Source organism: Thermanaerothrix daxensis (assembly GCF_001306145.1).
In the GTDB taxonomy this organism is placed as follows: Bacteria; Chloroflexota; Anaerolineae; order Anaerolineales; family Anaerolineaceae; genus Thermanaerothrix; species Thermanaerothrix daxensis.
In genome coordinates this window covers 194,349-218,640 of sequence record NZ_LGKO01000005.1, presented here as the reverse complement: position 1 = coordinate 218,640, position 24,292 = coordinate 194,349, and the positions used below count along the sequence as shown (strand labels likewise).

Annotated in this window: 23 protein-coding genes and 1 tRNA gene; 7 read left to right on the top strand and 17 right to left on the bottom strand. The window is 56.9% G+C overall.

What is annotated here, in order from left to right; genetic code table 11:
* Positions 1-25 precede the first annotated feature (25 nt).
* From SE15_RS09705 to SE15_RS09695, 3 genes are read left to right on the top strand one after another with little or no spacing between them, the layout of a single operon-like run.
* Positions 26-1,024: a M42 family metallopeptidase gene (locus SE15_RS09705; protein WP_054521923.1), complete on the top strand. Its 999-nt coding sequence runs from the start codon at positions 26-28 to the stop codon at positions 1,022-1,024.
* Between the two features lie 11 nt (positions 1,025-1,035).
* Positions 1,036-2,352, top strand: coding sequence for an ABC transporter substrate-binding protein (locus tag SE15_RS09700; RefSeq protein WP_083461860.1), 1,317 nt, complete (start codon positions 1,036-1,038; stop codon positions 2,350-2,352).
* Positions 2,353-2,360: 8 nt separating this feature from the next.
* Entirely contained in the window at positions 2,361-2,747 is a 387-nt protein-coding gene (locus SE15_RS09695; protein ID WP_054521921.1) for a hypothetical protein, read from the top strand.
* On the opposite strand, the gene lexA is transcribed toward SE15_RS09695, so the two are convergent.
* The 4 genes from lexA to SE15_RS09675 form a co-directional block, all read right to left on the bottom strand.
* On the bottom strand, positions 2,719-3,429 hold the full coding sequence (gene lexA, locus SE15_RS09690) for a transcriptional repressor LexA (protein ID WP_054521920.1): 711 nt from the start codon (positions 3,427-3,429) through the stop codon (positions 2,719-2,721). The two genes, SE15_RS09695 and lexA, sit on opposite strands and share 29 nt — an antisense overlap.
* A gap of 161 nt (positions 3,430-3,590) precedes the next feature.
* Entirely contained in the window at positions 3,591-5,108 is a 1,518-nt protein-coding gene (gene lysS / locus SE15_RS09685) for a lysine--tRNA ligase (protein ID WP_054521919.1), read from the bottom strand.
* A gap of 101 nt (positions 5,109-5,209) precedes the next feature.
* Positions 5,210-5,674: a transcription elongation factor GreA gene (gene greA, locus SE15_RS09680; RefSeq protein ID WP_054521918.1), complete on the bottom strand. Its 465-nt coding sequence runs from the start codon at positions 5,672-5,674 to the stop codon at positions 5,210-5,212.
* A 224-nt stretch (positions 5,675-5,898) separates the two neighbouring features.
* On the bottom strand, positions 5,899-6,630 hold the full coding sequence (locus SE15_RS09675) for a hypothetical protein (protein WP_054521917.1): 732 nt from the start codon (positions 6,628-6,630) through the stop codon (positions 5,899-5,901).
* A 202-nt stretch (positions 6,631-6,832) separates the two neighbouring features.
* Here SE15_RS09675 and SE15_RS09670 point away from each other — a divergent pair, with 202 nt between their 5' ends.
* Both SE15_RS09670 and SE15_RS09665 read left to right on the top strand, forming a co-directional pair.
* The gene (locus SE15_RS09670; protein ID WP_054521916.1) at positions 6,833-7,828 is read left to right on the top strand and encodes a glycosyltransferase family 2 protein; all 996 of its coding nucleotides are present in this window, start codon (positions 6,833-6,835) and stop codon (positions 7,826-7,828) included.
* 53 nt (positions 7,829-7,881) lie between these two features.
* Positions 7,882-8,967 carry a WD40 repeat domain-containing protein gene (locus tag SE15_RS09665; RefSeq protein WP_054521915.1) on the top strand — a complete coding sequence of 362 codons (1,086 nt, stop codon included), beginning with the start codon at positions 7,882-7,884 and terminating at the stop codon, positions 8,965-8,967.
* On the opposite strand, the gene SE15_RS09660 is transcribed toward SE15_RS09665, so the two are convergent.
* The 5 genes from SE15_RS09660 to SE15_RS09640 all read right to left on the bottom strand — a co-directional run bounded on the left by SE15_RS09660 (position 8,948) and on the right by SE15_RS09640 (position 14,928).
* Positions 8,948-9,994, bottom strand: a complete 1,047-nt coding sequence (locus SE15_RS09660) for an ABC transporter ATP-binding protein (RefSeq protein ID WP_330218235.1) — start codon at positions 9,992-9,994, stop codon at positions 8,948-8,950. The genes SE15_RS09665 and SE15_RS09660 overlap by 20 nt on opposite strands.
* 5 nt (positions 9,995-9,999) lie before the next feature.
* Entirely contained in the window at positions 10,000-11,058 is a 1,059-nt protein-coding gene (locus SE15_RS09655; protein ID WP_054521914.1) for an ABC transporter ATP-binding protein, read from the bottom strand.
* 10 nt (positions 11,059-11,068) lie between these two features.
* Positions 11,069-12,007, bottom strand: a complete 939-nt coding sequence (locus tag SE15_RS09650; RefSeq protein ID WP_054521913.1) for an ABC transporter permease — start codon at positions 12,005-12,007, stop codon at positions 11,069-11,071.
* Between the two features lie 6 nt (positions 12,008-12,013).
* Positions 12,014-13,093, bottom strand: a complete 1,080-nt coding sequence (locus tag SE15_RS09645) for an ABC transporter permease (protein ID WP_054521912.1) — start codon at positions 13,091-13,093, stop codon at positions 12,014-12,016.
* 98 nt (positions 13,094-13,191) lie between these two features.
* Positions 13,192-14,928 (bottom strand): ABC transporter substrate-binding protein, encoded by a 1,737-nt coding sequence (locus tag SE15_RS09640; protein ID WP_054521911.1) that lies wholly within the window; start codon positions 14,926-14,928, stop codon positions 13,192-13,194.
* A gap of 310 nt (positions 14,929-15,238) precedes the next feature.
* Between SE15_RS09640 and SE15_RS09635 the strand changes: the two genes are divergently transcribed.
* Positions 15,239-16,147: a hypothetical protein gene (locus SE15_RS09635; RefSeq protein ID WP_054521910.1), complete on the top strand. Its 909-nt coding sequence runs from the start codon at positions 15,239-15,241 to the stop codon at positions 16,145-16,147.
* Between the two features lie 16 nt (positions 16,148-16,163).
* Here the strand turns inward: SE15_RS09635 and SE15_RS09630 are convergent, their stop codons facing one another.
* The 5 genes from SE15_RS09630 to SE15_RS09610 all read right to left on the bottom strand — a co-directional run bounded on the left by SE15_RS09630 (position 16,164) and on the right by SE15_RS09610 (position 20,153).
* Complete coding sequence (locus SE15_RS09630; protein WP_054521909.1) at positions 16,164-16,901, bottom strand: sulfite exporter TauE/SafE family protein; 738 nt, start codon at positions 16,899-16,901, stop codon at positions 16,164-16,166.
* Between the two features lie 66 nt (positions 16,902-16,967).
* A complete protein-coding gene (locus SE15_RS09625; RefSeq protein ID WP_054522472.1) occupies positions 16,968-17,819 on the bottom strand; it encodes a metal ABC transporter permease in 852 nt (283 codons plus the stop codon).
* Positions 17,812-18,663 (bottom strand): metal ABC transporter ATP-binding protein, encoded by an 852-nt coding sequence (locus tag SE15_RS09620; protein ID WP_083461859.1) that lies wholly within the window; start codon positions 18,661-18,663, stop codon positions 17,812-17,814. Before SE15_RS09620 ends, SE15_RS09625 begins: the two co-directional genes overlap by 8 nt.
* Before the next feature lie 26 nt (positions 18,664-18,689).
* Positions 18,690-19,661 carry a metal ABC transporter solute-binding protein, Zn/Mn family gene (locus SE15_RS09615; protein WP_054521908.1) on the bottom strand — a complete coding sequence of 324 codons (972 nt, stop codon included), beginning with the start codon at positions 19,659-19,661 and terminating at the stop codon, positions 18,690-18,692.
* Positions 19,662-19,715: 54 nt separating this feature from the next.
* Positions 19,716-20,153 (bottom strand): Fur family transcriptional regulator, encoded by a 438-nt coding sequence (locus SE15_RS09610; RefSeq protein WP_054521907.1) that lies wholly within the window; start codon positions 20,151-20,153, stop codon positions 19,716-19,718.
* 137 nt (positions 20,154-20,290) lie between these two features.
* Here SE15_RS09610 and SE15_RS09605 point away from each other — a divergent pair, with 137 nt between their 5' ends.
* Positions 20,291-21,112 (top strand): alpha/beta hydrolase, encoded by an 822-nt coding sequence (locus SE15_RS09605; RefSeq protein WP_054521906.1) that lies wholly within the window; start codon positions 20,291-20,293, stop codon positions 21,110-21,112.
* 106 nt (positions 21,113-21,218) lie between these two features.
* Here SE15_RS09605 and SE15_RS09600 read toward each other — a convergent pair.
* The 3 genes from SE15_RS09600 to SE15_RS09590 all read right to left on the bottom strand — a co-directional run bounded on the left by SE15_RS09600 (position 21,219) and on the right by SE15_RS09590 (position 24,285).
* Positions 21,219-21,292 (bottom strand) — tRNA-Arg (locus SE15_RS09600).
* A 27-nt stretch (positions 21,293-21,319) separates the two neighbouring features.
* Positions 21,320-22,765, bottom strand: a complete 1,446-nt coding sequence (locus tag SE15_RS09595; protein ID WP_054521905.1) for an NADH-quinone oxidoreductase subunit N — start codon at positions 22,763-22,765, stop codon at positions 21,320-21,322.
* A gap of 11 nt (positions 22,766-22,776) precedes the next feature.
* Positions 22,777-24,285: a complex I subunit 4 family protein gene (locus SE15_RS09590; RefSeq protein WP_054521904.1), complete on the bottom strand. Its 1,509-nt coding sequence runs from the start codon at positions 24,283-24,285 to the stop codon at positions 22,777-22,779.
* Positions 24,286-24,292 lie beyond the last annotated feature (7 nt).

The window sequence follows — 24,292 nt, the reverse complement described above, 5'->3', positions numbered from 1 at the left end:
AAATCTCTGCCCGCAAGGAGACACCATGAAAGACTTAATTCGCAAACTGGTTGAAGCCATTGGCCCTTCGGGGTATGAACAAGCCATCCGTGAGTTGATCAAGGAAGAAGTGGCCCCCTACGCCGATGAAATTCGCGTGGATGCCATGGGCAACCTGATCGTTCGCAAAGGGCAAAAGCGCGAAGGGGGATTGCGCATCATGACCGCTGCCCACATGGATGAAATCGGCGTCATCGCCACCCATATTGAGGAGGATGGGTTTGTGCGCTTTACCACCATTGGCGGAGTGCGCCCCCATACCTGCCTGGGTGGACGGGTGCAATTCGTCAATGGGGTACGCGGTGTGATCGGCGGCGAGAAACTCGATAGCATGGAACGTGTGCACAGTTTTGATCGGCTCTTCATTGATGTGGGCGCCACCAGCAAAGAGGATTGTCCGGTCAAAGTGGGTGATGTAGCTGCATTTGAGCGCCCGTTCCTCGATCTGGGCAAGCGTCTGGTAGCTAAGTCCATGGATGACCGCATTGCCTGTGCGGTTCAGATTGAGGCCTTGCGCCGCTTGCAAACAACCCCCCACGAGGTTTATTTCGTTTTCAGCACCCAGGAGGAGGTAGGAACTCGCGGCGCCGCTACCGCCGCTTTTGGAATAGACCCTGAACTGGGGCTTTCCGTGGATGTCACCCTCACCGGGGATACTCCAAAGGGGATGAAGATGGCCGTGGCACTGGGCAAAGGGCCCGCCATCAAAGTCCGCGATAGTGGCATGCTGGCCGATCCACGGGTCGTGCGCTGGATGGTCGAGATGGCTGAAAAAGCCCACATCCCTTACCAACTGGAAGTCCTGGAAGCCGGCAGTACCGATGCGCGTGCCATCCAGTTAACCCGTGCTGGCGTGATTTCCGGATGTCTGTCCATCCCCTGTCGTTACATTCACTCTCCTTCTGAAATGGTGGATTACGACGATGTGCAAAATGCAGTATCCCTGCTGGTGGCCTTGCTCTCCCAGCCGGTGAACCTGGCCTGAGCGTGTTGAGGATGAAACTGGCAGATTCCAGGATACGGCGCTGGATCGCCCGGGTTATGATCCTTATTATCGGGGGGCTGCTGCTTGCCTGTCAAGCCCTACCCTGGACATTATCGGTCGGTAGGGCCACGGCCACCCCAACGCCGGTCCTGCCGATCCCCACCACCCCTACCCTGCCTCCCACACCGACTGAGTCCTCCTCAGTAACGGCACCGGCGGTCATCACCCTATGGCTTCCCCCGCCATTCGATCCAGCCAACGAAACCCCCGCCGCCCAGTTACTCCAGCAACGCCTCATCCAATTCATGAGCGAGAATCCGGGCGTGATCGTGAAGGTGCGCGTCAAAACCAGTAGTGGGCCGGGTGGATTACTGGATTCGCTGGCCGCCGCGGCCGCAGCAGCCCCGGCAGCCGTTCCTGGGGTCATCGCTCTCAACCGCGCCGACCTGGAAAACGCGGCACTTAAAGGCTTGATCTACTCGCTGGATGAGGCCTTCCCCCAGGGGTTGGACCAAGATTGGCTGGGATATGCCCGCAGCCTGGGGACCATTCAGGAGCGCCTTTACGGTCTGCCTTTCGCCGGTGATGCCTATACTCTGGTCTATCGTCCAACAGCACTGGGGGCACCCCCTGCCTCTTGGGACGAACTGCTCGCGCGTGGGCGCGCTGTTGCTTTCGCTGGCAACGATGCGCTAACCCCCCTGGTTCTTTACCAGGGTGCGGGAGGAAAAGTACAAAATGGTCAGGGACTGCCTACCCTGGAACAAGAACCTCTGACCGAAGTCTTTACCCTCTTTGCCGAAGCCGCCCGTCGGGGTGTCTTCCCCAACTGGGTTACTACCTTGCAGAGCGATGGGCAGGTCTGGCAAACCTTCCTGGAACGTCGAGCAGATGGGGCGCTTACCTGGAGCAGTAATTACCTCATAGACTTGCCCACGGATGCTGTCATTCACCCAATTCCAGCCTTGAGTGGAAACCCCTACACTCTTGCCAACGGATGGATGTGGGCGATTGCCGATCCTGACCCCCAGCGGCGCAGTCTCAGCATGCGCCTGGCGGCCTATTTGAGTGCCTCAGAATTCCTGGCGCCCTGGTCCCAGGCTGCGGGTTATCTGCCTACCCGACTGAGCGTCCTGAATGCCTGGAACGACGCCAATCTCCGGGATGCGCTCAGCCAGATCATTCTGAGCGCTCACATTCCTCCTCCCAACCCGGTTTTAGACAGCCTGCGTCCGGTGCTCTCGTTTGCCACCCAACAAGTGCTCAAGCAGCAAGCCGATCCGGTCACAGCGGCAACGGCTGCTGTGGAGCAACTCCGCCGTCCCTGAACGTCACGATGAGAGACTTTCCTTCTTCTCTTCCCCCTTCCCTGCGCTTTGGCTTGTATTTTCTCCTGATTCTGGCCTTTCTCATCGGCGCCCAGGCCTGGAAGACCCCGGCCCCACCTGCCCTGAACTCGCCAGTGGCGCCGACCCCCACGCTTGTAGCCACCCCTTCACCAGTGATCATGGAGAATGAAGGTGAAGCCCTGGCAACCCCCTTGCCCGCTGAATACCTGGAGAATACCACCCAGACCAATGGCATTATCCTGGGCAGCGTCATCCTGGTGCTGATTGTCATTGGTGGAACGCTGAGCGTGATTCTGCGCCGACGGCGCGATGACGATCCCCCGGGCTTTGAAGCAACTCGCGGCGCTACTGACGATATTTCCGAATCACCATGACCACTTTGCCCTGAATCCGCAAAGGGCGATTTTCCACCTTGATCGGCTGCATAGTGGGGTTGGCAGGCCGCAATGTTACACTGCGTAAACGGCCGTAGCGGTCGTATTCGGGTTCGTAATACTTCAGCGTGGTTTCATTAGTGTCATCAAACCACACCGCCACCATATCGCCCTTATTCGCATCCTGGGCATATTCCACCAGGACGATGTCCTGGTCGTAGATCAGCGCATCAATCATGGAATCGCCCTGCACTTCCAGCGCATACACATTCTCCCGGCGCACACGGGCCGGAAAATCGCTGGTGGCGACGTGGACCATCTCGTAATCTTCAGTGATTTCCTGAGGCACCGCGGGTAAGGGAACACCGGCGGCAATACGCCCAATTAGAGGGAAGGCGAGGAAGTCCTCGCGCAGGGTTTGCAGAACATTGCCTCGCCGACCGTTGCTTTCGGGTAATGGACGCAAAACCCGGATTGCCCGTGAAATGGAACGATTCCGCTGGATGTATTTCAAATGTTCTAGTTGATCGAGGTAGTAGTTGACCAGTGAGGTAGATCCCACACCAATGGCATCCCCGATCTCGCGAATAGAGGGGGCATATCCATTCTGCTGACGGTAACTCTCGATAAATTGCAAAATACGCTTATGGCGCTCGCTCAGCCCGTTTCTGGGTTTGACCATGGCCCTTCCTCCTTGGGCATTTATTAATGGACCGTCTGTTCTATTTACAATTTGGCTTTATTATAGAGGAACGTATGTTCTATGTCAAGTGGTGCAGGCTTATTTTTAAGATTCGTGGGCGAAGTACCCCACGCCTTCGCCCACGAATGCAAACGCCAATTTCAGTCATCTTCGCGTTCCCGCAGATGCGGGAAGAGAATGACCTCGCGTATGGAACGGCGGTCAGTCAGGAGCATAACCAGACGATCCACCCCCATCCCAAATCCCCCATTTGGCGGCATGCCGTAAGCCATCGCCCGCAGATAATCCTCGTCCATGGGATGACGATCTTCATCCTCAGCCTCATAGGTGCGCCCCATTTCCAGGAACCGCTTCTCCTGCTCCAGGGGATCGTTGAGTTCGGTGAAGGCATTGCAAAGTTCCATGCCTCCGACATAGCCCTCAAAGCGCTCCACCGTATTGGGATCATCGGGCTTGTTTTTTGCCAGGGGCGAGATATCCCTTGGGTAGTCGTAAATAAATGTGGGTTGGATCAAGTTGGGTTCAACAAAATCGCCCAGCATGCCTTCGATCAATTTTCCCCGCGGCGCATTCGGTTTGACCGCCAACCCCTTCTGGCGCATGGCCTCAGCCAGACTTTCGGTGGTCGGATGCTGAGCAATGTCAATCCCCACCGCCTCAATCAAGGCCTCACGCAAGGAAATGCGACGCCAGGGAGGATTGAAATCAATCACATGACCGTTGAAAGTAACCTGGCGCGTACCCAGAACGCGGTCACACACATAAGCCAGCATTTCCTCAGTCAGGCTCATCACCTTGAGGTAGTCGGCGTAGGCCATGTAGAATTCCAACTGGGTGAATTCGGGATTGTGCTTAAACGAAACACCCTCGTTGCGAAAATCACGCCCGATCTCATAAACCCGTTCATAGCCCCCAACCAGCAAACGTTTCAGGTAGAGTTCAAAGGAGATGCGCAGGTACAGTTGTTGTTTCAGTTGATTGTGGTAGGTGATGAAGGGACGTGCGGCCGCTCCGCCGTAAATCGGCTGCAGGATCGGAGTCTCTACTTCCAAAAACCCCCGCTCATCCAGGAATTCCCGTAGCGCACGCACAATGGCGGCCCGCTTGCGGAAGATCTCACGCACTTCCGGATTGACAGCCAGATCGGCATAACGCTGGCGGTAGCGTAACTCGGGATCGCTAAGCGTGGCATGACGGATGATCTGACCATCCACCACCTCATCTTTGGCCGCTGGAAGGGGAGAAATGGCCTTAGCCAGCATCCGAAAACGGTGAACGTGCAGGGTCACCTCACCTGTGCGGGTGCGGAACATCACACCAAAGGCTTCGATGAAGTCGCCCAGGTCGAAGTACTCGGTGAAATGACGCAGTTGATCCTCGCCCAGTTCGTTAACACGGAAGAAAAGTTGGATTCGGCCTGCGCCATCCTCAATGTGAGCAAAGACCACCTTGCCCATCGGTCGAATGGCACGCAGCCGTCCGGCCAGGGTTACTTCTACCGGCGCAGGATCGGCTTGCTTCTCAGCGGCCTCAAATGCGGCGATGGCCTCTTGAGATGTATGGGTGCGGTTGGCGCGGGTTGGATAGGGTTCAATTCCTCCCGCACGTAACTCAAATACTTTCTTCAAACGTATTTTTTCCAGTTCAGATAATTCCATTGGCAAACCCTCATCAGGTAATCATCATGTCACACGGCTCATAAAAAAGCCCCGCCCTACCGGTTTTGCGCTTCGGGCGGGGCGTTCTGGCTACCCCTGGTTCATTCGACCTTGAGGATGCGGAATGTGAACGAACCCGCCGGCGCATCCACCTGCACAATATCGCCGGCCTTCTTGTTGAGCAAGGCCTTACCCAGCGGAGATTCGTTGGAGATTTTTCCCACCGTAGGATCGGCCTCGGCCGCTCCAACAATGACGTACTCCTCCGGAGTATCACTGCCTTCCTCCTGGATTGTTACCCGCGAGCCAATCTGTACCGTGTCTGCAGCCGGGACTTCGTCCACAATCCGGGCTGTGGCCAGCAGGATTTCCAGTTCCTTAATGCGTCCTTCCACAAAAGCCTGTTCGTTCTTTGCCGCCTCATACTCGGCATTCTCAATCAGTTCACCGCCCTCCATAGCCTCATGCAGGCGCTGGGCAATTTCCTGGCGGCGTTGCGTGCGCAGGTATTCAAGTTCCTCCTGAAGTTTTTTATAGCCTTCGCGGGTCAGGAATGTATTATGCATGGCACCTTTCCCTTTCGGTTCCTGTGTCCTTTGTGGGTTGGGAGTTCGGGTCCTATTTTGCTGTCCTTAGAGTTAAATAACAGGAAGCCCTCATTTGGAGGAATTCCTGCTCGAGGATGTCGCCGCTTTGCGAAATTATCTTATCATAATATGAGCGTAATGACAAGTTGAGGTACACAATCTCAAGGCTCAAAGCGCCTTACCTCTTTTGCGGACACCGTGGTTCATCGGCCTACCAACGGGAGGTAAAGGCGATTGTCCAGGTAGCCCGTTGCCACAAAATTAATGATGGCCAGGTTTTTCGCGCAGTCGTCCCCCATTTGGAACATCTGCGCCTCGCTCAAAGGAGCACCTTGCAAATCATAAACCTGAATCCAAAAAATAGCCGGTGCCACACGATTGGCGAGTTGTATCTCATACCCCCCTGGACCGTAATCGGTTACCAGGCCGGTGAATCCCAGGGCATCCACGCTCTGCCCAGCCACATTACCGCTGGCACTAACCACCAGGTTGGGGAGCGGGTTACCCCCGGCACCAAAAACCTGCCCTGCCACCCCCATCCAGTTACATCCCAGGCTGGCATAGCGGAAAGCCGGGATAAAAGCAGGCGATGCAGATTGCACCATTAGCATGGGAGCGGCAGGCGTTGGCGTGCTGAGAAGGCTCAAGCCCTCCACGCCTGTCCCTGGTGTGGCCAGCAGCCCATTTGCCAGCGGAGCCGGGTAGGCACCTTGCTCCGGCACCACCGGCGTCTCGGTGGGAAGAAGGGTCTGCGCAGGAGTGGGAGACGGCGTAGGGGTGAGTGTAAGTGTAGGGGTAAAGGGAGAAGCCGTAAAGGTTGGTGCGCCAACCTCAGGGCCGGGAAGAGGGGGTACAGGGGTTTCTAAAACAACACGGCAGGCAGTCAGAAATAGCGCGGCAAAGAAGGCAAATAACCAAAGACGTCCCCTGGGCATTGTCGGCTCCTGAGAGAAATCAACCGTCTTCATTATAGCCGAAAACCCTCGCGGAGGCATTTCTTGCCACCAGACAACTTTTTGGATACTCTTATTTTTTCAAAATGCACCGTCTCTTTATCCAGACTCGAATGGGTTGCCCCAAGCGTGTGATATACTTTTACCAGACTTTCCCTTCGAGGGTAACGGAAGATTTATTCCTATGAAGTTGATCATCCAGATCCCTTGCTACAACGAAGCCGAGGTACTGCCCACCACACTGCGCAACCTGCCCCGCCGCATCGAAGGCATTGAACGGGTTGAGGTGCTGGTGGTAGATGATGGCAGCACAGACAATACGGCCGAGGTTGCCCGTGCCGCGGGTGCCGATCACATCGTCCGCCTGAAGCGCCACGCCGGGCTGGCCGAGGCCTTCAAAGTTGGGCTGGATGCCTGCCTGCGCCTGGGAGCCGATATCATCGTTAACACCGACGCCGATGAGCAGTACAAGCCCGAGGACATCCCGACGCTTATTGCCCCCATCCTGCGGGGAGAGGCCGAACTGGTCATCGGGGATCGCGGGGTGGCCGAGCAGCCCAACTTCTCACCGCTCAAACGCCGCCTGCAGACCTGGGGCAGCCGGGTCGTTTCGCGCGCGGCGGGTATCCCCATCCCGGATGCAACCAGCGGCTTCCGCGCCATGACCCGCGAAGTGGCGCTGCGCACAAATGTCCTCAGCCACTACTCCTACACCCTGGAGACTTTGATCCAGGCCGGCAATCATCGCTTCGCCATCACCAGTGTCCCGGTTCGCACCAACCCTCCTCGCCGCCCCTCCCGCCTTATGAAGGGAATTGGGGATTATCTGCTCAATTCCGCCGTTACCATCGTGCGGGCCTACACCATGTACCGCCCGCTTCGCGTCTTCACCACCATCGGACTGGCGCTGATCGCGTTGGGGATGGTACCCCTGGTGCGCTTTCTCATTTTTTACATTCAAGGGCGCGGTAGCGGAAATATCCAATCCCTCATCCTGGGGGCCGTGCTTCTCATTGTAGGATTCCAGACCATTCTCATTGGCCTGGTGGCTGATCTAATCAACTTCAACCGCAAACTGTTGGAAGAAATTCTTTACCGCGAGCGTTTACAGAGCAATGCTCACACCAAGGCCGAGGTCACAGCGGTACCTCCCGACCTCCCTTCTCCGCCCGGAGTATAATCACTGCATCTCTGTCTCTCAGAAATTTTCTTGTCTCAGGAAACGGTGGCCCCATGAGATCTCCTCAATTGCGCTTATTCCTGTTATGGATTTTCCTCTTTGTGGCAGTTGGCTGTGGGGGCCAACCTGTACCCCCCACTCCCACACCCACTCCTGAACCCACCCGTATTCCGACGCTCCCGCCCATTCCCACACCCATCCCCACCCCAACCCCTTCGCCCACACCCGCCCCGGAAGAGGCGCTAGGAGCCCGCACCGCCAGCATACCGGCTTACCCCTTCCGCGCCGTATGGCGTACTGATTCGGGCGCCTTCTGGGTCCTGGCAGAACAACAGGTTACCCTGATAGATGCCAACACCTTGCAATCCCTGGCCGACCTGGCGTACTCGCCTCCCACCTCCGTTCTGGATGCCTCTGCCGATGGGCGCACACTCGCCATCACGACGGATAACATCACCCTGACCCTGCGCGACCTGGTCAGCGGCGAGGTGCGGCACACCCTGCAGCCGGATGGACAGATCTACACCGCCTCCTTTTCTCCTGATGGCAGTCTGCTGCTCATCGGCTCAACACAGGAAATTGCCGCCACCATTTGGGATGTGGCCTCGGGCCAACCCGGCTTGCGGCTCACGGGCTTTCAAACGGCAGCACCGGTGTACAACGTCATCTTTGCGCCGGACGTGCTGCACGTGGTCTGGTATGCCCGGGGTACCCTTCAACTGCAAGACGCTACCAGCGGCACCCTCAGCCCGGCACTCAATCACGAGGATTTCATTGCCGTCTTTGCTGTCAACCACGATGCCACGCTGGTGGCAACAGTGGCGGGGGGCACGCTCAACGATCAATTCGTCCCCCTGCTCACCTTGTGGGATGCCCGCAACGGAACCGCCAAAGCCAAACTGGCCTTACCTCAAATTGCCAATGCGATTGCCATCAGCCCGGATGACCAATGGCTGGCCCTGGGCATCGGCAGTGAGATCTATCTGCTCAGAGTGAGCAGTCAGCAGTGGTTGCCCCCCTTCACTGCTCACAATGGGAGTGTGACGGCGCTGGCCTTCTCACCCGATGGCCGCTATCTGCTCAGCCTGGGTGAGGACAAATTACTACATCTCTGGCCAGTTAGTCGGTTTGGGCCGTAACCGGCTCTGCCTCATGAGGCTGGTAGAGCCAACAGTGAACAAAGTGACCCGGTGCAACCTCCCGTAATTCCGGTTCCTGGCGCGCACAAATCCCCATGGCCATCGGGCAGCGAGGGTGAAAGCGACAGCCTGCGGGCGGGTTAAGCGGACTGGGCACATCCCCTTTGAGAATGATGCGTTGCCGTTTGACAGTGGGATCGGGAATGGGGATAGCCGACATCAGCGCCTGCGTGTAGGGGTGCATGGGATTTCCAAAGAGCACGTCTCGGGGAGCCACTTCCACAATTTTTCCCAGGTACATCACGGCTACCCGGTCGGAAATGTGCTCCACCACCCCCAGGTTGTGAGCAATAAAGAGATAGGTCAGGCCAAACTCACGCTGTAGATCCCGCAAGAGATTAAGCACCTGCGCCTGAATGGACACATCCAGTGCCGAGACTGGCTCATCCAGCACCAGAAACTTGGGACGCAGCACCAAAGCACGGGCAATTCCAATGCGTTGTCGCTGCCCGCCGGAGAACTCGTGGGGATACCGCATCGCGTGGTAATCCTCCATCCCCACTTTACGCAACATCTCCAGCACAATCTCAAATCGTTCTGCAGGCGTCCCAATCCCATGGATGTGCAGTCCCTCAGCAATCGACTCTTCAATGGGCAGGCGCGGGTCCAGGGATCCGTAGGGATCCTGAAACACAATTTGCAAATTACGCCGGGCACGTTTGAGGGCTTCTCCCTTGAGCTTGAGCAGGTCCTGCCCATCAAAGATCACCTGCCCGCGGGTGGGCTCGGTGAGCCGTAGAATGGCCTGTCCCACCGTCGTTTTGCCACAACCCGATTCGCCAACCAGCCCCAACGTCTCGCCCTCGTGAATGGTGAAACTGACATCATCTACGGCTTTCACCCAGGCCACAACGTGGCGAAAAATGCCTCCGCGTACCGGGAAGTATTTGACCAGGTTGCGCACCTCTAACAAGACGCGCCCATTTTTTGCAGAAATTGGGTTTGGAGATACGGCTTCGTTTGCCACCTTGATCAATCCCTCACAGAAGATTTGGCCTGCGCCATCTGGCGTAATGGAGCGGTGTGCATCTCGCGGTCTTGATACAGCCAGCAACGCACTTTATGACCAGGGGCGATTTCAATGAGATCCGGTTCCTCTTGGGTGCAAATATCCAATTGATAATCCAAACGAGCCTGGCAACGCGGCGCAAAACGACAGCCCGGCGGTAGATCAATCAGGTTAGGCACATTCCCCGGGATCGTTTCGAGATAATCTCGCACACGCCCCAAGACCGGCACCGAAGCAATCAGACCCCGGGTATAGGGATGAAGCGGATTGGCAAATAGCTCCTGCACACCCGCCTCTTCCACAATTTTCCCCGCGTACATCACCGCCACACGATCTGCCATCTCGGCAACCACCCCCAGATCGTGGGTGATCAGAACGACCGCTGTGTTAAATTGGCTACGCAGTCCTCGCAACAGGTCTAAAATTTGCGCCTGGATAGTCACATCCAGTGCCGTGGTCGGCTCGTCGGCAATCAGAAGTTTAGGACGTAGCGCCAGCGCCATGGCGATCATCACCCGCTGCGCCTGCCCCCCCGAAAGTTCATGGGGGTAGGCATAAGCTCGTCGTTCGGGATCCGGTACTCCCACCAGACGCAGTAAATTGACCGCCTCGCGCCAGGCCTCGGCTTTCTTCACATTGGGATTGTGGATCATGATCACTTCTGCAATCTGACTGCCGATATTAAAAACGGGGTTCAAACTGGTCACCGGTTGCTGAAACACCATCGAGATCTGATTCCCCCGCACCTGGGTCATCTCATGCTCACTCAGGCGCAAAAGGTCACGCCCTTCAAACCAGATCTCACCCCCCACAATCTTCCCCGGCGCATCCAGCAAACGCAGGATGGACAGAGAGGTGACACTCTTACCACAACCCGATTCACCGACCAGCCCCAGCACTTCTCCCGGGTACACCCGAAACGAGACGCCATCCACCGCTTTGACCACCCCATCCTCGGTGAAGAAATACGTCTTCAAGTCACGAACATCCAGCAAAGGCTGCGAGTCGTCGTTAACACTCATGCTGGCCTCCTTAACCCTGCTTTAGACGAGGGTCAATGGCATCGCGCAGGCCATCCCCCAAGAGGTTAAATGAAAGCACCGTGATCATGATCGCCAGGCCGGGGAAGAAAACCAGGTGCGGCGCCGTGAAAACCTGATTGCGCTCGGTGCCTAACATCGTGCCCCACTCCGGCGTCGGGGGTTGGGCACCCAGCCCCAGGAAGGAGAGTGCCGCTGCATCCAGGATTGCCGTGCCAATCCCCAACGTTCCCTGCACGATCAGGGGTGGGATAGCATTGGGCAAAATGCGGCGTAGCAGGACATGAAAATGACTGCCCCCTAAAGCCCGTGAAGCCAGCACATAGGCATTCTCTTTAACTGAGAGCACACTGGCCCGTACCACCCGTGCATAGACCGGGATGGAGACAATCGCGATTGCCAGTAGGGCATTCTGCAAACCGCGCCCCAAGACCGTCACAATCGCAATGGCTAAAAGCAAGGACGGAAAGGCCAGCAATACATCTAAAATACGCATGATCACCAGGTCCACCCATCCCCCCACATACCCGGAAATGGCTCCCAGGATGGTGCCGACCAGAATGGCAAAACTGACGGTGGAAATCCCGATGAACAACGAAATGCGCGCGCCAAAAATGATCCGGCTGAACACATCTCGCACGTTGCCATCAATGCCCATTAAATGTTGAGGGCGATCCTTGGGACAGCCAAGCAAATGAATGCAAGGGGGTTCGCGGCGGCGCACGTTCTCCACACCAATCAAAACCGCCTCCGGATCATACGGCGCGATGACGGGAGCAAAAACGGCGCAGAAGACCAGAATGCCCAATAGGGTCATGCCGATAATAGCAGGTCGCTGGCGGAAAATGCGCCTCAGCGTCAAACGCCACAGGCTATTGGCGCGGTAATCTCGAACGGCTCGAACAGATATGGGGGCCGATGCAGAGGTCATCAGGCATTACTCCAATCGGATACGAGGATCAATAAAGACATAAGACAAATCTACCAGCAGGTTAATGATCACATAACCAATTGCAATAACCACGGTGAAAGCCTGAATGATCGGAAAATCGCGCGCAGTAATGGCTTCGAACAGAATGCTCCCCACGCCGGCCAGGCCAAAGATGGTCTCCGTCAGCACCGCACCGGCAAACAAGTTGCCCACCTGAATGCCTACAACCGTCACAATCGGCAGCAGAGCATTGCGCAAAGCGTGTTTAAGAATGACCAGGCGCTCAATCAGCCCTTTGGCGCGCGCTGTGCGAATATAGTCCAGACGCAGCACTTCCAGCATGCTCGAACGCGTCATACGAGCAATGATGGACATCGGGATCGTGCTCAGCGCCAGCGCCGGCAGGATGAGGTGCGTCAACGCATCTTTAAAGACAGTCCAATTGCCTGTGATCAAAGAATTGAAGAGATAAAGCCGGGCGATGAAATCCAGGATCCCCCGCCAAAAGCCCGCCTCGGGCACCGGCCAGCCAAAAACCTGAAAGAACGGCACCACAGTCACGCCGGGGCTGAGGCGGCCGCTGGGCGGCAACCAGAAGGGGGTATCTTTGAGCACCAGAGCAAAGAGATAGGCCAGCATCAAGCCCAGCCAGTAAACCGGCATGGACACCCCAATGTTGGCACCGACCATGGTGACCACGTCTAAAATGGAATTGCGCTTGATGGCGGAAATGATCCCCGCGGGAATGCCCACCAGCAACGCAATGGTCATTGCCGCCAGACCCAGTTCCACGGTGGTGGGCAGGCGCTCCACCAGGATGGTGGTCACCGGCCGACTGAATCGTATGGAGGTACCAAAATCCCCGCGTAGAACGTTGCCCATGTAGATGCCCAACTGCACGTAAATGGGCTTGTTCAACCCATACCGCTCAGCAAACTGGGCACATACTTCCTGGGTGGCTTTTTCGCCCAGGATCGCTTTGCAGGGGTCGCCGGGGATGAGCCGTGCCAGGACAAAAGTGGCAATCAGAATACCCAGCAGGACCGGGAAAGAAGCCAGGATACGCCGGATGGAATACTGAATCATGGGTCGCTAGGCCCTCACCAAAAGCATGGTGGAAGCGGGATGGGGATCGAACAATTTCTCCCCATCCCGCTCAAAACCTCTTGAGGGGTTACCTCTGCCTAATCTTCACTGGGCGGCGCGTTAAGCAGAGCGTTCCACAGGTAAGAGAAGTAGGAGAAAGCCCCGGTGTTACCAATGTGGAGCGGGTGCTTGGCATCCCAGGCAACGATCCAGGACATGACCACATCATTGGCATCCAGGTCGGAGCCGTCGTGGAATTTCACCCCATCGCGCAGTTTGCAGGTCCACACCGTGAGATCCTCATTAGGATCACAGGAGGTGGCCAGACCCGGCTTAACCGCGGTACCCCCAACCTCAAAAGCAAGGAGAGACTCCAGCATTTGCTCGCAGGCGCGCAGCGACTCACCATCTGTCTCGTCATTGCAGTAGAGCGAGATGGGCTCAGCATTCTGCATCCATACGAAGGTGTTGCGGTCGCCGGGCTTTACCACGGCAAAGTACTCATTGCCCAGCGGGCTGGCGTGCGCGCCTTCTACATCGGCTCGGTAAGCCACCGCTGAACCACCGTGTGCAATGGGCACCATCGGCACCAGTTCGCGAATGGCGTTGTTGGCCCGAGTATAGAGATCTTCGGCTTCCTTGGGATCAGCAATTCGCGCAGCCTCTTGAAGCAACTCGTAAATCTCAGGATGGGGTTTACCAAACTGCGGATTCGACGCCCCAAAGTGGAAATCGAGGAAATTGGTGATGTGTGGGTAGTCCGCGTTCCACCCCAGCAGATACAGCCCATCCAGCCGTCCAGCGCTCGACTCTTCAATGAACGCGCCGGATTCCATGACCACCACTTCGGCCTCAATACCCAGATTGTCTTTCAACTGGGCTTGCAGGTCGGTCGCAACCAGACCCGGTTCGGGCAGGTACGAACGCACCACATCGCGGTAGTAAATCTTGGTCTTGAAGCCGTTGGGGTAGCCTGCCTCAGCCAGCAACTCCTTGGCTTTGGCAGGATCAAACTCATACCATGGATCACCGGTGCAGCCATTGGGAATGGCACAGGGGGTGAAGTGGGTAGCCACTTCTGAACCGGCCGGGAAGAAATTCTTGACGATGCGCTCGCGATCAATGCCCATGGCAATCGCCTTACGCACCCGCACATCATCAAAGGGCTTGAAGGTGTTGGTCATGCCCACGTAGAAGACGTTGAGGGCCTCGCGCTCGAGGAGTTTCAGGTTGGGATCGTTGCGAATGACCTCAAAATCGTCTGGGCTGGGGTTGTCAATGCCATCCACCGTGCCCGATTGCAACTCCAGCAAGCGCGCGGCGGCCTCCTTATTCCAGCGGAAGACCAGTGTTTCTACCTGGGCTTTCTCGCCCCAGTAATCGTCAAAGCGTTTCATTACAATGCTGTCGCCCCGGTTCCAGGCCTCCAATTTGAACGGACCGGTACCAATCGGCTGGGAAAGGATGCGCCGATCCGCCATAGCGGCCTCAATCCACTCCTTTGGCTGAATGGAGAAAGCCGAGAACGCTGCCTTGGAGGGGAAGGCCGGATCCGACTGGCAGAGGGTAAATTGCACTGTCAGCCGATCCAGAGCCGCGATTTCCTTGATAATCCCACCATAATCACAGGAGGGATTCTCGGGGTACTTCATCGGCTCAAAGGCAACCTCCGTGGCTGGCGGTTGAGTGGCTGGCGGTTGAGTCGCCGGAGGTTGGGTCGCAGGGGGTTGAGTAGGCGGCGCAGCAGTTGGAGTGGCGGCGGGCTGACAGGCTGCCAGCGCCATGCTTAATACCGTCAGAACAGCCAGAACGACAAAAACTCTCTTGGCAAACATTGTCTCCTCCTTAGTACTATCTCTTAGCAAATTGGGAAACTGGGGAAATTAAAAGGCATATCAACTGGATAGGGCCATCACCTCCTTTGGCAAAGGATGAGAGACGGTTGAAATCCTGAGATAAAACTTATTATACGCTAACTTATCCAGAGGGTCATCAAATCCCAGGAGATAACCAGAAAAAGATTTTGGCGAATTCTACCACAATACTCCCCCAAAATAGCCATACAAAGCGCTTGCTCTTCTTTGAGTTTACCAGGATAATAAAAATGCTTATTCTCACTCTATCTCTCAAGCGTCATTATCCACCATGGACATAACGGCTTATCCTCCCTATGGACCCTGCCTGCGTCTGGCCAATGACAAGGTAGAGGTGTTGATCACTTTAGGGTTCGGCCCACGCATCATTCGGTATGGATTCCTCGAGGGTGAAAACGAATTTGCCGAAGTACTCGATCCGACACAGCCACCGGACCCTACCACCTGGCACCTTTACGGCGGACACCGCCTGTGGCACGCACCAGAGGTTCATCCTCGCACCTATGTGCCCGACAACCAACCCATCTCCTACGAGCCCATTTCCGAGGGGGTCCGCATCACCCAGCCGGTAGAAGCCCTGACCGGCATTCAGAAAAGCCTGGAAGTCTGGCTGGCCCCCGAGGGAAGTCATGTGCGCGTGATTCACCGCCTGCACAATCTGGGTGTCTGGGAAGTCCGCCTGGCTGCCTGGGCTATCACTGCCATGGCCGCCGGGGGGTGTGCGATTCTCCCCCTACCCCCGCGCGGCACGCACAAGACCCATCTGCAACCCGTGAGCGCACTGGCATTATGGGCCTATACGGACCTTAGCGATCCACGTTGGACGCTGGGACGCTCCTACATGCTGGCCCGGCAAGATCCTCTGCGTCCCATGGAGCAGAAAATCGGGCTGCACACGCCCCTGGGCTGGGCGGCTTATGCCCGCCGAGGCCACCTTTTCATCAAGCGCTTCGACTATCACCCCGACGCGACCTATCCCGACTGGGGTTGCACGGTTGAGGTTTTCACCAACGAGCGCCTGCTTGAACTGGAAAGCCTGGGCCCACTAACCACGCTTGCTCCCGGCGAATACCTAGAACATGTCGAAGATTGGTACCTTTTCGACGAGGTACCCACCCCCCACAACGACCAGCAAGTCGAACGCCACATCCTGCCACGCCTGTTGCAAACCGGAGGTTGAGGCACAAAACAGCCGATCAGGCTAACAGAACTCGCAAAGCCGCTATCACCAGCACCACCCCCAGAACCCGCCGAATCCAGGGCGGACTGAGGTGGCGACTACCCAGTTCGGCCCCCAACCACCCGCCTGCCAACACAGCCACCGCCCAGAGGGGCAATGCCGAAGGCAGTGGAGGGCTGTTTTGCAAAAGCCCCAGAAAGCCGGATGCCGAGTTAACCAGAATGAAGGCTGCGGCAATGCCAGATACCTGACGCGTTTCTGCCCAGCGTAGGAAAATCAGCAGGGGGCTGAGAAAGATGCCACCACCAATGCCAATCAACCCCGAAACAAACCCCAGCACCGCACCAATTCCCAACGCCCATCCCCACTTAAAGGGACGCAACGTCTCAGCAACTCCACCCGGTTTGACCAATAAGCGCAGTGCCGCGAAGAAAAGTGCAATTCCCAGCAAAGCCTCAAAATAATGCGCAGGCAGATGAATGCTACCTCCCAGATAGGCCATCGGCACCGAGGTGATGGCAAAAGGCCAGAACACCCTCCACGAGAAGCGACCTGCACGCATGTACTTATAAGCCCCAACCCCGGCCACCAGCATATTCGAGATCAAAGCGGTTGGGCGCATCACCGTGGGAGGCATTCCTGCCAGTGCCATTACCGCCAGATAAGCCGAAGCCCCGCCATGCCCAACAGAAGCATAGAGTAGGGCCGCCAGAAGAAATGCCAGGGCGATCAATAGGGTTGGAACATCTAACATGGACACATCCTGGCGGTTCTATTTGCGTAGTCTTATCATCTGCAAACCCACTTGAAGGTGACCCCCTTACGCCACCGAGACACGGATCAACTTCTCCCGTACGGCCCGCATAAAGGAAACCAGAATGAAAATCAAGGTGCAGGTTAATACAATGGCGGCCCCAGAGGCAATATTGAAATAATACGAAAAGTATAGTCCGATCACCCCCGAGAAGGCGGCGATGACCGCTGCCCACAGCATGATCAGCGGCAGGCGGCGGGTGAGTAACGAGGCAGTCGCCGCAGGTGTGACCAGCATAGCCACCATCAGCGCCACACCTACCGTCTGCAACGAAACCACGATGGCCACGGCAATTAGAATTACGAGTAGTAAATCCAAAAGATGGACCGGCAAGCGCAGTGTGGCCGCCAGGATCGGGTCAAATGAGAGCACCGCAAATTCCTTATAGAAGGCATAAAGCAAAAGCAACACGGTGCCCCCAAAAATGGCGCTCCGCGCCAGGTCGCTCGCGCGCACGGCCAGAATATCACCGAACAGGAAATGGGCCAAATCTACCGAATAACTGCGTACCGATGAGATCAGCGCCACACCCAACGCAAACATCCCCGCGAAGATGATGCCGATGGCGGTATCCTCTTTCAGATGCAATTTGCGGCTGAGGGTGCCAATCGAAACCGCGCTGAGCACCGCCGTTCCCAGCGCCCACCAGAAAAGAGCCTCCCGCGAGCCGCCCCCCACAAGGTAACCCACCGCCAGGCCGGGTAGAATGGTGTGCGCCAGTGCATCACCAAAGAACGCCATGCCCCGCAGGACCACAAATGTGCCTACGACGGCACAGACCACCCCCACCAAAATGGCAGCCAGCACCCCTCGCACCATGAAGGCATACTGAAACGGTTGCAGCAGTACGTCAAGCACCGTGTTCCCCTCCATCACAGCAGGTATCTCCTAAGACCACCTGTCCCACTTGCTCGCTCAGAATGTGCAACTGCCCCCCATAGGCCGCCAGCAGGGTCTGCGTGTTCAGAACTTCCTGCGGGGAACCCAACGCAATCAAAGAACGATTGAGCAACATAACACGGGTGAAGTGCTGAGCAGCAAGGTTCAGATCGTGCAATGAGATCATGAGGGTGATTCCTTCGCGCTGTAAACGCTCCAGCAGATCCAATAAATCATTTTGGGATGGCAGGTCAAGCCCAGTGAAGGGTTCATCTAGAAGCATCAGTTCAGCCTCCTGGGCCAACGCGCGTGCCAGGAACATGCGCTGCTGCTGCCCCCCAGAAAGCTGGGCGATCTGACGTGACACGAAATCGCTCAAACCCACACGTGCCAGCGCCTGCTGCACTTTCTGATGATCCTCCCGCCCAGGACGGCGGAGCAGACCAATCCGTCCCACACGTCCCATCATGACCACATCGTAAACCGTTACCGGGAAGCGCCAATCCACCACCGAGCGTTGAGGCACATACGCCACGCAAATGTGCTCACCTGGCACCCCGCCGTAAATCTCAATTCGTCCGGCCGTGGGCTGGAGAATGCCGGCAATCACTTTGAACAATGTGCTTTTACCGGCCCCATTCGGCCCAACCACCGCCAAGCGCTCACCTTTATAGACCTCAAAACTAACCCGATCGAGCGCCGGCCCGCTCTCATAGGTAACCGTTAAGTCCACCGCCCGAACAATGGGCCGAGCAGTGTCATGGACGGCGCGATACCCATTGAGGGACCAGCGTGCCTGTCGAATCTCACGAATCAGGGTCATAGGCTTTCCCTTATCCCGTGCAAATTTCACCTCAGGTGGCTGACCAACGCAAGGACATTATAGCGCATAAAATCAAGGTACGTCGCCGCGGGCCCTCCCGCCGGGCTAAGCGAACCGGTATAAATCGTCACCACCTCGGCTCCCACGTCCTCCGCCAGGCGTTGGGCCAGAACGGGGTTAACGGTCGTACCCACAAAAACCACCCTAATCCCCAACTGCCGGATCTGGGCCTCCAGGCTCGCCAGTTCCTGTGCCGAGGGCGCCGCCAAGGTGCTAAAGCCAGGCACCACCGCCCCTACTTGCTCAAACCCATAACGCCGGGCAAAATACCCGAAGACCAGGTGATCCGTGACGATTTTGCGCTTTTCTGGGGGCACTTGCGCTACCTGCTCGCGAATCCAGGCATCCAGATCCTGCAATGCCTGCCGGTAAGCCCGGGCATTCGCCGCGTATGCCGTGGCGTGCGCCGGGTCGTTGGCGCTGAGCGCTTTTTCAATGTTCTCCACCCAGATCATTACATTATTGGGGTCCATCCAGACATGCGGGTCGCTCGTGCCATGGGAATGGGCATGAGACTCCGCCTCTTGAGCAGGTTCTTCTTCGGCCAGAGATAAGGGTTCAATGCCCTCTGAAACATACACTACCCGCTCCGCTGCACCCGCGCTCTCGATCAGCGGCTCTAGAAACTCCTCCAGGTCCAGGCCGTTTGCAAAGATGAGATCTGCCTGAGAGAGTTTGGCGGCATCTTGCGGCGCCGGTTCGAAACTATGCGGATTGGCCCCTACCGGCAACAGCACCTGCAACTCAATATGTTCGCCACCAACCTGCCTGACCACATCGCCGATTAAAGTTGTGGTCGCAACCACTTGCAATTTTTGGGATGAAGGAGCCTCCGAAGTGGTAACAAGCTGCCCAGCGGAGGAACAGGCCGCCAGAACAAGGATGAGGCTCCAGATGGCTACGCAATTACGCAAACGCAGGAAGAAACGCTGGTTCATAAAACACCTCCATAAAAATGAATATCATTTTCAACAGACATTAAAAACGACCTTCTACTGCCGACAGGCCGGGCAGAGACCGTAAAGTTGGAGCCAGTGATCCTGGACAAGGTATCCGGTTTCTTCCTCGGTATGCCGGATCAAGCGCGAAAGGTCATCCCCAGCAAAGTACGTCGCTCGCCCACAACGCGTGCAGATCAACAGGTGCTGATGCCCCTGGGTTGCGCGGAGATAGCGATGGCACCCATCCTCCTGGTGCACCCGCTGCACCAGCCCCAGTGCCTCCAGTTTTTCCAACGTCCGATAGACGGTCACCAGGCCCAGGTTGGGGTAGTGCACACGCACCAGATCATAGATCTCAATCGGGCCGAGCGCGCGCGGACTGGCAACCAGCAGTTCCACAATCCGACGCAGGGGCTGTGTCAGGCGATAACCGCTAGCCTGGAGCCGGTCCAGCCATTCCTCTGTGAGATTCAAGGGTGGTAGATTCATTGCCCTAATTATAAATGAAAATCATTTTCAAGTCAATCCTGCATGGCCGGTTTTTCCTAAGATCCCGTCCCTTGCCACCCTCTCGCCCCAAAATTGCAGGTATACTAGAGATAGATCTCGCTTGATCTGGAGCGCTTATGCCACGCTTGTTTTACGGTCACATAACCATTGGCCAGATGCGCCTGACCTATTATCGTACCGGCGGCGAGAAACCACCGGTCATCCTCCTGCACGGCTTTTCCGACAACGCCCTGTGCTGGAACCGTGTCCCCCTGGCACTGGAAGAGGAATTCGACGTCATTCTCCCCGACGCACGTGGGCATGGCTCCTCCGGGATCGGTCCTGAGGGTGTAGGCCCGGAGGTCCAGGCGCGGGATGTGGAGACACTGATCCAAACTCTGGACCTGACCCCCCCTGTGGTCATTGGCCATTCCATGGGAGCCGATGTCGCCGCACGCCTGGCCGCCAACCGACCCGACCTGGTTCACGGACTGGTGCTAGAAGACCCTCCCTGGGGGGACCATCTTCCCCTGAATCACCTGGATCCTCAATCGCCTCAGTATACCCAAATCCGTGATGACCTGCTGGCCAACAGAGAGCGCTCCATTGACGACCTGATGGCCTTGTGCCAGGCGCGCCACCCTACCTGGGATGAAAGCGAACGCTTTCAGTGGGCCAAAGCCAAGCACGAATTGCGCCCAGAAGCCCTTAACGGCTGGATGGAACCGCGGCGTCCCTGGCGCGAGGTGGTACGCGCGTTGCAATGTCCAGGACTCTTGCTCACGGCAGCGCCCGAACGCGGCGGGTTGATCACACCAGAGGTGGCAAAAGAGGTAGCAACCTTATGGCCTCACGTCCAGGTGGTGCACTTTGCCGAGGCTGGCCATAGCATTCACCGCGAAGCCTACCGTCCTTACATCCAAACCGTGCTCAGATTTCTACGCAAGATCAGCGCATGAGCATTGGCTCATAAAGCAACAGCCACCCGATCTCTCTGAACGGATAGAGGTCAGGTAACCGTCTTAGCAACATTCTAGGCGAAAAGCCGCTTTGCTTGTGGAGGAGCGCCCCCGGCGGGGCTCGAACCCGCAACCTCTGGATTCGAAGTCCATTACTCTATCCGATTGAGCTACGGGGGCGTTGCGTCTTTATTATACCGCAATCCCCTAGGGCAAGTGCAGTACGGCCCGCGCCGTCAGTTCCAACATCTGCACCGGCACCACGCTAAGCAGCACCACTGCCGCCGCTGTACCAATGGCTACCAGGTTCAGCCAGCCATCCCGGCGCACCCGGGGCTCACCCGCACGCATGTACATGATCACCACAATCCGCAGGTAGTAGTACGCCGAAATCACCGAAGTCAGCAACCCGATAATGGCCAGGTCTACATAACCAGCAGCCACCGCCGTGCGGAATAGGAAGAACTTGCCCCAAAATCCCAGCGTCAGGGGCACACCGGTCAAAGAGAGCATGAAGATCAGCATCGTCACGCCCAGCCAGGGATACTTGGGTCCTAACCCGGCGTAATCTTCCAATGTCAGCCCGCGACCTTCCGCCTGCTCCAGCGCTACTACCACTGCCCAGGCCCCAAAGGTGGTCAGCCCATAGGCCAGAAGATAGAAAAGCATAGAGGAAATGGCTTGACCGGCCACCTGGGCGTTTCCATAGGGCACAAACGCCATCAGCAGGTAGCCCGCATTCGCAATGCTGGAATAAGCCAGTAATCGTTTGATGTTGGATTGTGCCAGAGCAAGGAGGTTTCCCACAATCATCGTCAGCGCCGCAATACCCCAGAAAATCGGGGTCAGGCTGGTGGCAAGGCCAGGGAAGAGATTCAGGAAAATGCGCATCAGCACGGCAAAACCCGCCGCTTTGGTTGCCACCGCCATAAAACCGGTCACCGGAGTGGGCGAGCCCTGATAGACATCTGGCGCCCACTCATGGAAAGGCACTGCTGCCACCTTGAAACCAAAGCCCACCAGCAGCATCACTGCCCCGGCGGTCAGAAAGCCCACCTCAGCGCTTCCGCTGCGTACCGCCTCAATCACGCCCGTCAAACTGGCATTGGCCGTTGCGCCAAAGACGAGTGCAATGCCATACAGCACAAAGGCCGAGGAGAAGGCACCGAGCAGAAAGTACTTCAGAGCGGCCTCTTCCGATTCGAGGCGGGGTCGAGCAAAACCCGCCAGCACATACAGCGGAATGGAAAGAAACTCTAAAGCCAGAAAGACAAGGATCAGATGATTCGCCTGGGTCAGCAACATCATCCCGGCAATGGAGAAAAGGAGCAGGGCATAAAATTCGCCTCGCTCCATTTCCATCCGCTTGAGATAGTCGTAGCCCAGCGCCAGAGCAATCAGACCGCTAATCAGGTAAAGTGCGTTGAGGAAGACCGCGAAGTTATCCAGCACCACCATATCCCTAAACGCACTACCGCTTCGCCCGCTCTGAGCCAGATCTAGCCCCAAGGCAACCGCCAGTCCCAATGCCGTCAGCAGTGCCAGAATCCCCTGCCGTTCACGCGGCAGCCACAAATCTATCAGCAGGAGCACCAACGCCCATACAAGAGTAAAGGCAATCGGGAGCACCATCATCAAATCGCTCAGGCTCATAGGTTGTCCTCCTAGTGGGCGGCCAGGGCCACCGATTGCACCAGCGCCACCAACCGTTCGGCACTGGGATGGATCAGGTCAAGGAAGGGTTGGGGGTACAAACCAATCCAGAAGATGAGAAGAATAATGGGTGCCAGGGTTAGGATCTCGCGCCCATTTAAGTCCGGCAATCGGCGGTTCTCCTCGTGGCGCACCGGCCCCAGGAACACCTTCTCAAACATGGTTAGCAAATAAATGGCTGCCAGGATCACCCCGAGCGTTGCCAGCCCGGCAAACCAGGGGGACGCCAACACTGCGGAGCGAAACGCTCCCAGGAGAATGGTGAACTCGCCCACAAAGCCGTTTAAGCCCGGCAAGCCCAGGGAAGAAAGCGTAACGATAAGTGAGAGAGCACCCAACACCGGCATGACCTTCCAGATCCCGCCAAAAGCACTCATCTGGCGCGTGTGCCGGCGCTCATAGAGCATTCCCACGATTAGGAACAGGGCCCCCGTGCTCAAACCATGATTGATCATCTGAAGCACTGCACCCTCAAGCCCTTGTGCGGTCAGGGCAAAAGTCCCCAGCACCACAAAACCGAGATGGCTCACTGATGAATATGCCACCAGTTTCTTTACATCCTGCTGGGCAAAGGCAACAGCCGCCCCGTACAAGATGCCCACCACCGCCAGGGCCGCCATCCACGGAGCCAGTTGCAGTGTGGCCTGCGGGAAAAGCGGCAGGTTGAAGCGCAAAAAGCCGTAGGCGCCCATCTTTAGCAGGATCCCCGCTAGAATGACCGAACCGGCAGTAGGGGCTTCCACATGCGCATCCGGTAGCCAGGTATGCAGAGGGAACATGGGCACCTTGATGGCAAAAGCCAGCCCAAACGCCAGGAAGAGCCAGACCTGGGCGGCAGCGAAAACCTCACGTTGCTGAAGCAAAGCATCCCAGGCAAAGGTGCGCGTCTGCAATCCCAGGTACAGGATGCCGAGCAACATCAAAACCGAGCCGAACATGGTGAAAAGGAAGAACTTCACCGCGGCATAGATGCGTCGTTCGCCCCCCCACACGCCGATGAGGAAAATCATCGGCACCAGGGTGAACTCCCAGAAGATGTAGAACAGCACCAGATCCAACGCCAGAAAAACCCCCAGCATGCCGCTTTCCAGCAAGAGAAAAAAGAGCATGAATCCCTTCACCCCTTCTTCCACCGCACTCCAGGTGGAAAGGATAGCAATGGGGGTTAAGAAAGCGGTTAGCAGGACCAACAGCAGGCTGAGGCCATCTACACCCAGGTAGAACTCAATGGTGAGATCACCAATGCGCACCCAAGGCAGGCGCACCACCTGCTGTAAAGCCGGATTCCCGACCTGAAATTGCGCCAGCATCCCCAGCGCCGCGCCAAAGGTGAGCAGGGAGGTGAGCAATGCCCCCCAGCGCAAGGCATTTTTGGCCCTGGCGGGAATAAACAGAAGGATGAAAAACCCCATCAGCGGGAGTGCAATCAGCCAAACCAGCCAACTAATGCCCAGAATCATCCTCAAA

Coding starts and splice junctions, on each gene's coding strand:
- SE15_RS09635 (WP_054521910.1), top strand. CDS start 15,239: ATGGACATAACGGCTTATCCTCCCTATGGACCCTGCCTGCGTCTGGCC.
- SE15_RS09595 (WP_054521905.1), bottom strand. CDS start 22,765: ATGAGCCTGAGCGATTTGATGATGGTGCTCCCGATTGCCTTTACTCTT.
- lexA (WP_054521920.1), bottom strand. CDS start 3,429: ATGGTCAAACCCAGAAACGGGCTGAGCGAGCGCCATAAGCGTATTTTG.
- SE15_RS09700 (WP_083461860.1), top strand. CDS start 1,036: ATGAAACTGGCAGATTCCAGGATACGGCGCTGGATCGCCCGGGTTATG.
- SE15_RS09650 (WP_054521913.1), bottom strand. CDS start 12,007: ATGACCTCTGCATCGGCCCCCATATCTGTTCGAGCCGTTCGAGATTAC.
- SE15_RS09615 (WP_054521908.1), bottom strand. CDS start 19,661: ATGAACCAGCGTTTCTTCCTGCGTTTGCGTAATTGCGTAGCCATCTGG.
- SE15_RS09590 (WP_054521904.1), bottom strand. CDS start 24,285: ATGATTCTGGGCATTAGTTGGCTGGTTTGGCTGATTGCACTCCCGCTG.
- SE15_RS09670 (WP_054521916.1), top strand. CDS start 6,833: ATGAAGTTGATCATCCAGATCCCTTGCTACAACGAAGCCGAGGTACTG.
- greA (WP_054521918.1), bottom strand. CDS start 5,674: ATGCATAATACATTCCTGACCCGCGAAGGCTATAAAAAACTTCAGGAG.
- SE15_RS09620 (WP_083461859.1), bottom strand. CDS start 18,663: ATGACCCTGATTCGTGAGATTCGACAGGCACGCTGGTCCCTCAATGGG.
- SE15_RS09675 (WP_054521917.1), bottom strand. CDS start 6,630: ATGCCCAGGGGACGTCTTTGGTTATTTGCCTTCTTTGCCGCGCTATTT.
- SE15_RS09695 (WP_054521921.1), top strand. CDS start 2,361: ATGAGAGACTTTCCTTCTTCTCTTCCCCCTTCCCTGCGCTTTGGCTTG.
- SE15_RS09645 (WP_054521912.1), bottom strand. CDS start 13,093: ATGATTCAGTATTCCATCCGGCGTATCCTGGCTTCTTTCCCGGTCCTG.
- SE15_RS09610 (WP_054521907.1), bottom strand. CDS start 20,153: ATGAATCTACCACCCTTGAATCTCACAGAGGAATGGCTGGACCGGCTC.
- SE15_RS09605 (WP_054521906.1), top strand. CDS start 20,291: ATGCCACGCTTGTTTTACGGTCACATAACCATTGGCCAGATGCGCCTG.
- SE15_RS09640 (WP_054521911.1), bottom strand. CDS start 14,928: ATGTTTGCCAAGAGAGTTTTTGTCGTTCTGGCTGTTCTGACGGTATTA.
- SE15_RS09655 (WP_054521914.1), bottom strand. CDS start 11,058: ATGAGTGTTAACGACGACTCGCAGCCTTTGCTGGATGTTCGTGACTTG.
- SE15_RS09630 (WP_054521909.1), bottom strand. CDS start 16,901: ATGTTAGATGTTCCAACCCTATTGATCGCCCTGGCATTTCTTCTGGCG.
- SE15_RS09665 (WP_054521915.1), top strand. CDS start 7,882: ATGAGATCTCCTCAATTGCGCTTATTCCTGTTATGGATTTTCCTCTTT.
- SE15_RS09705 (WP_054521923.1), top strand. CDS start 26: ATGAAAGACTTAATTCGCAAACTGGTTGAAGCCATTGGCCCTTCGGGG.
- lysS (WP_054521919.1), bottom strand. CDS start 5,108: ATGGAATTATCTGAACTGGAAAAAATACGTTTGAAGAAAGTATTTGAG.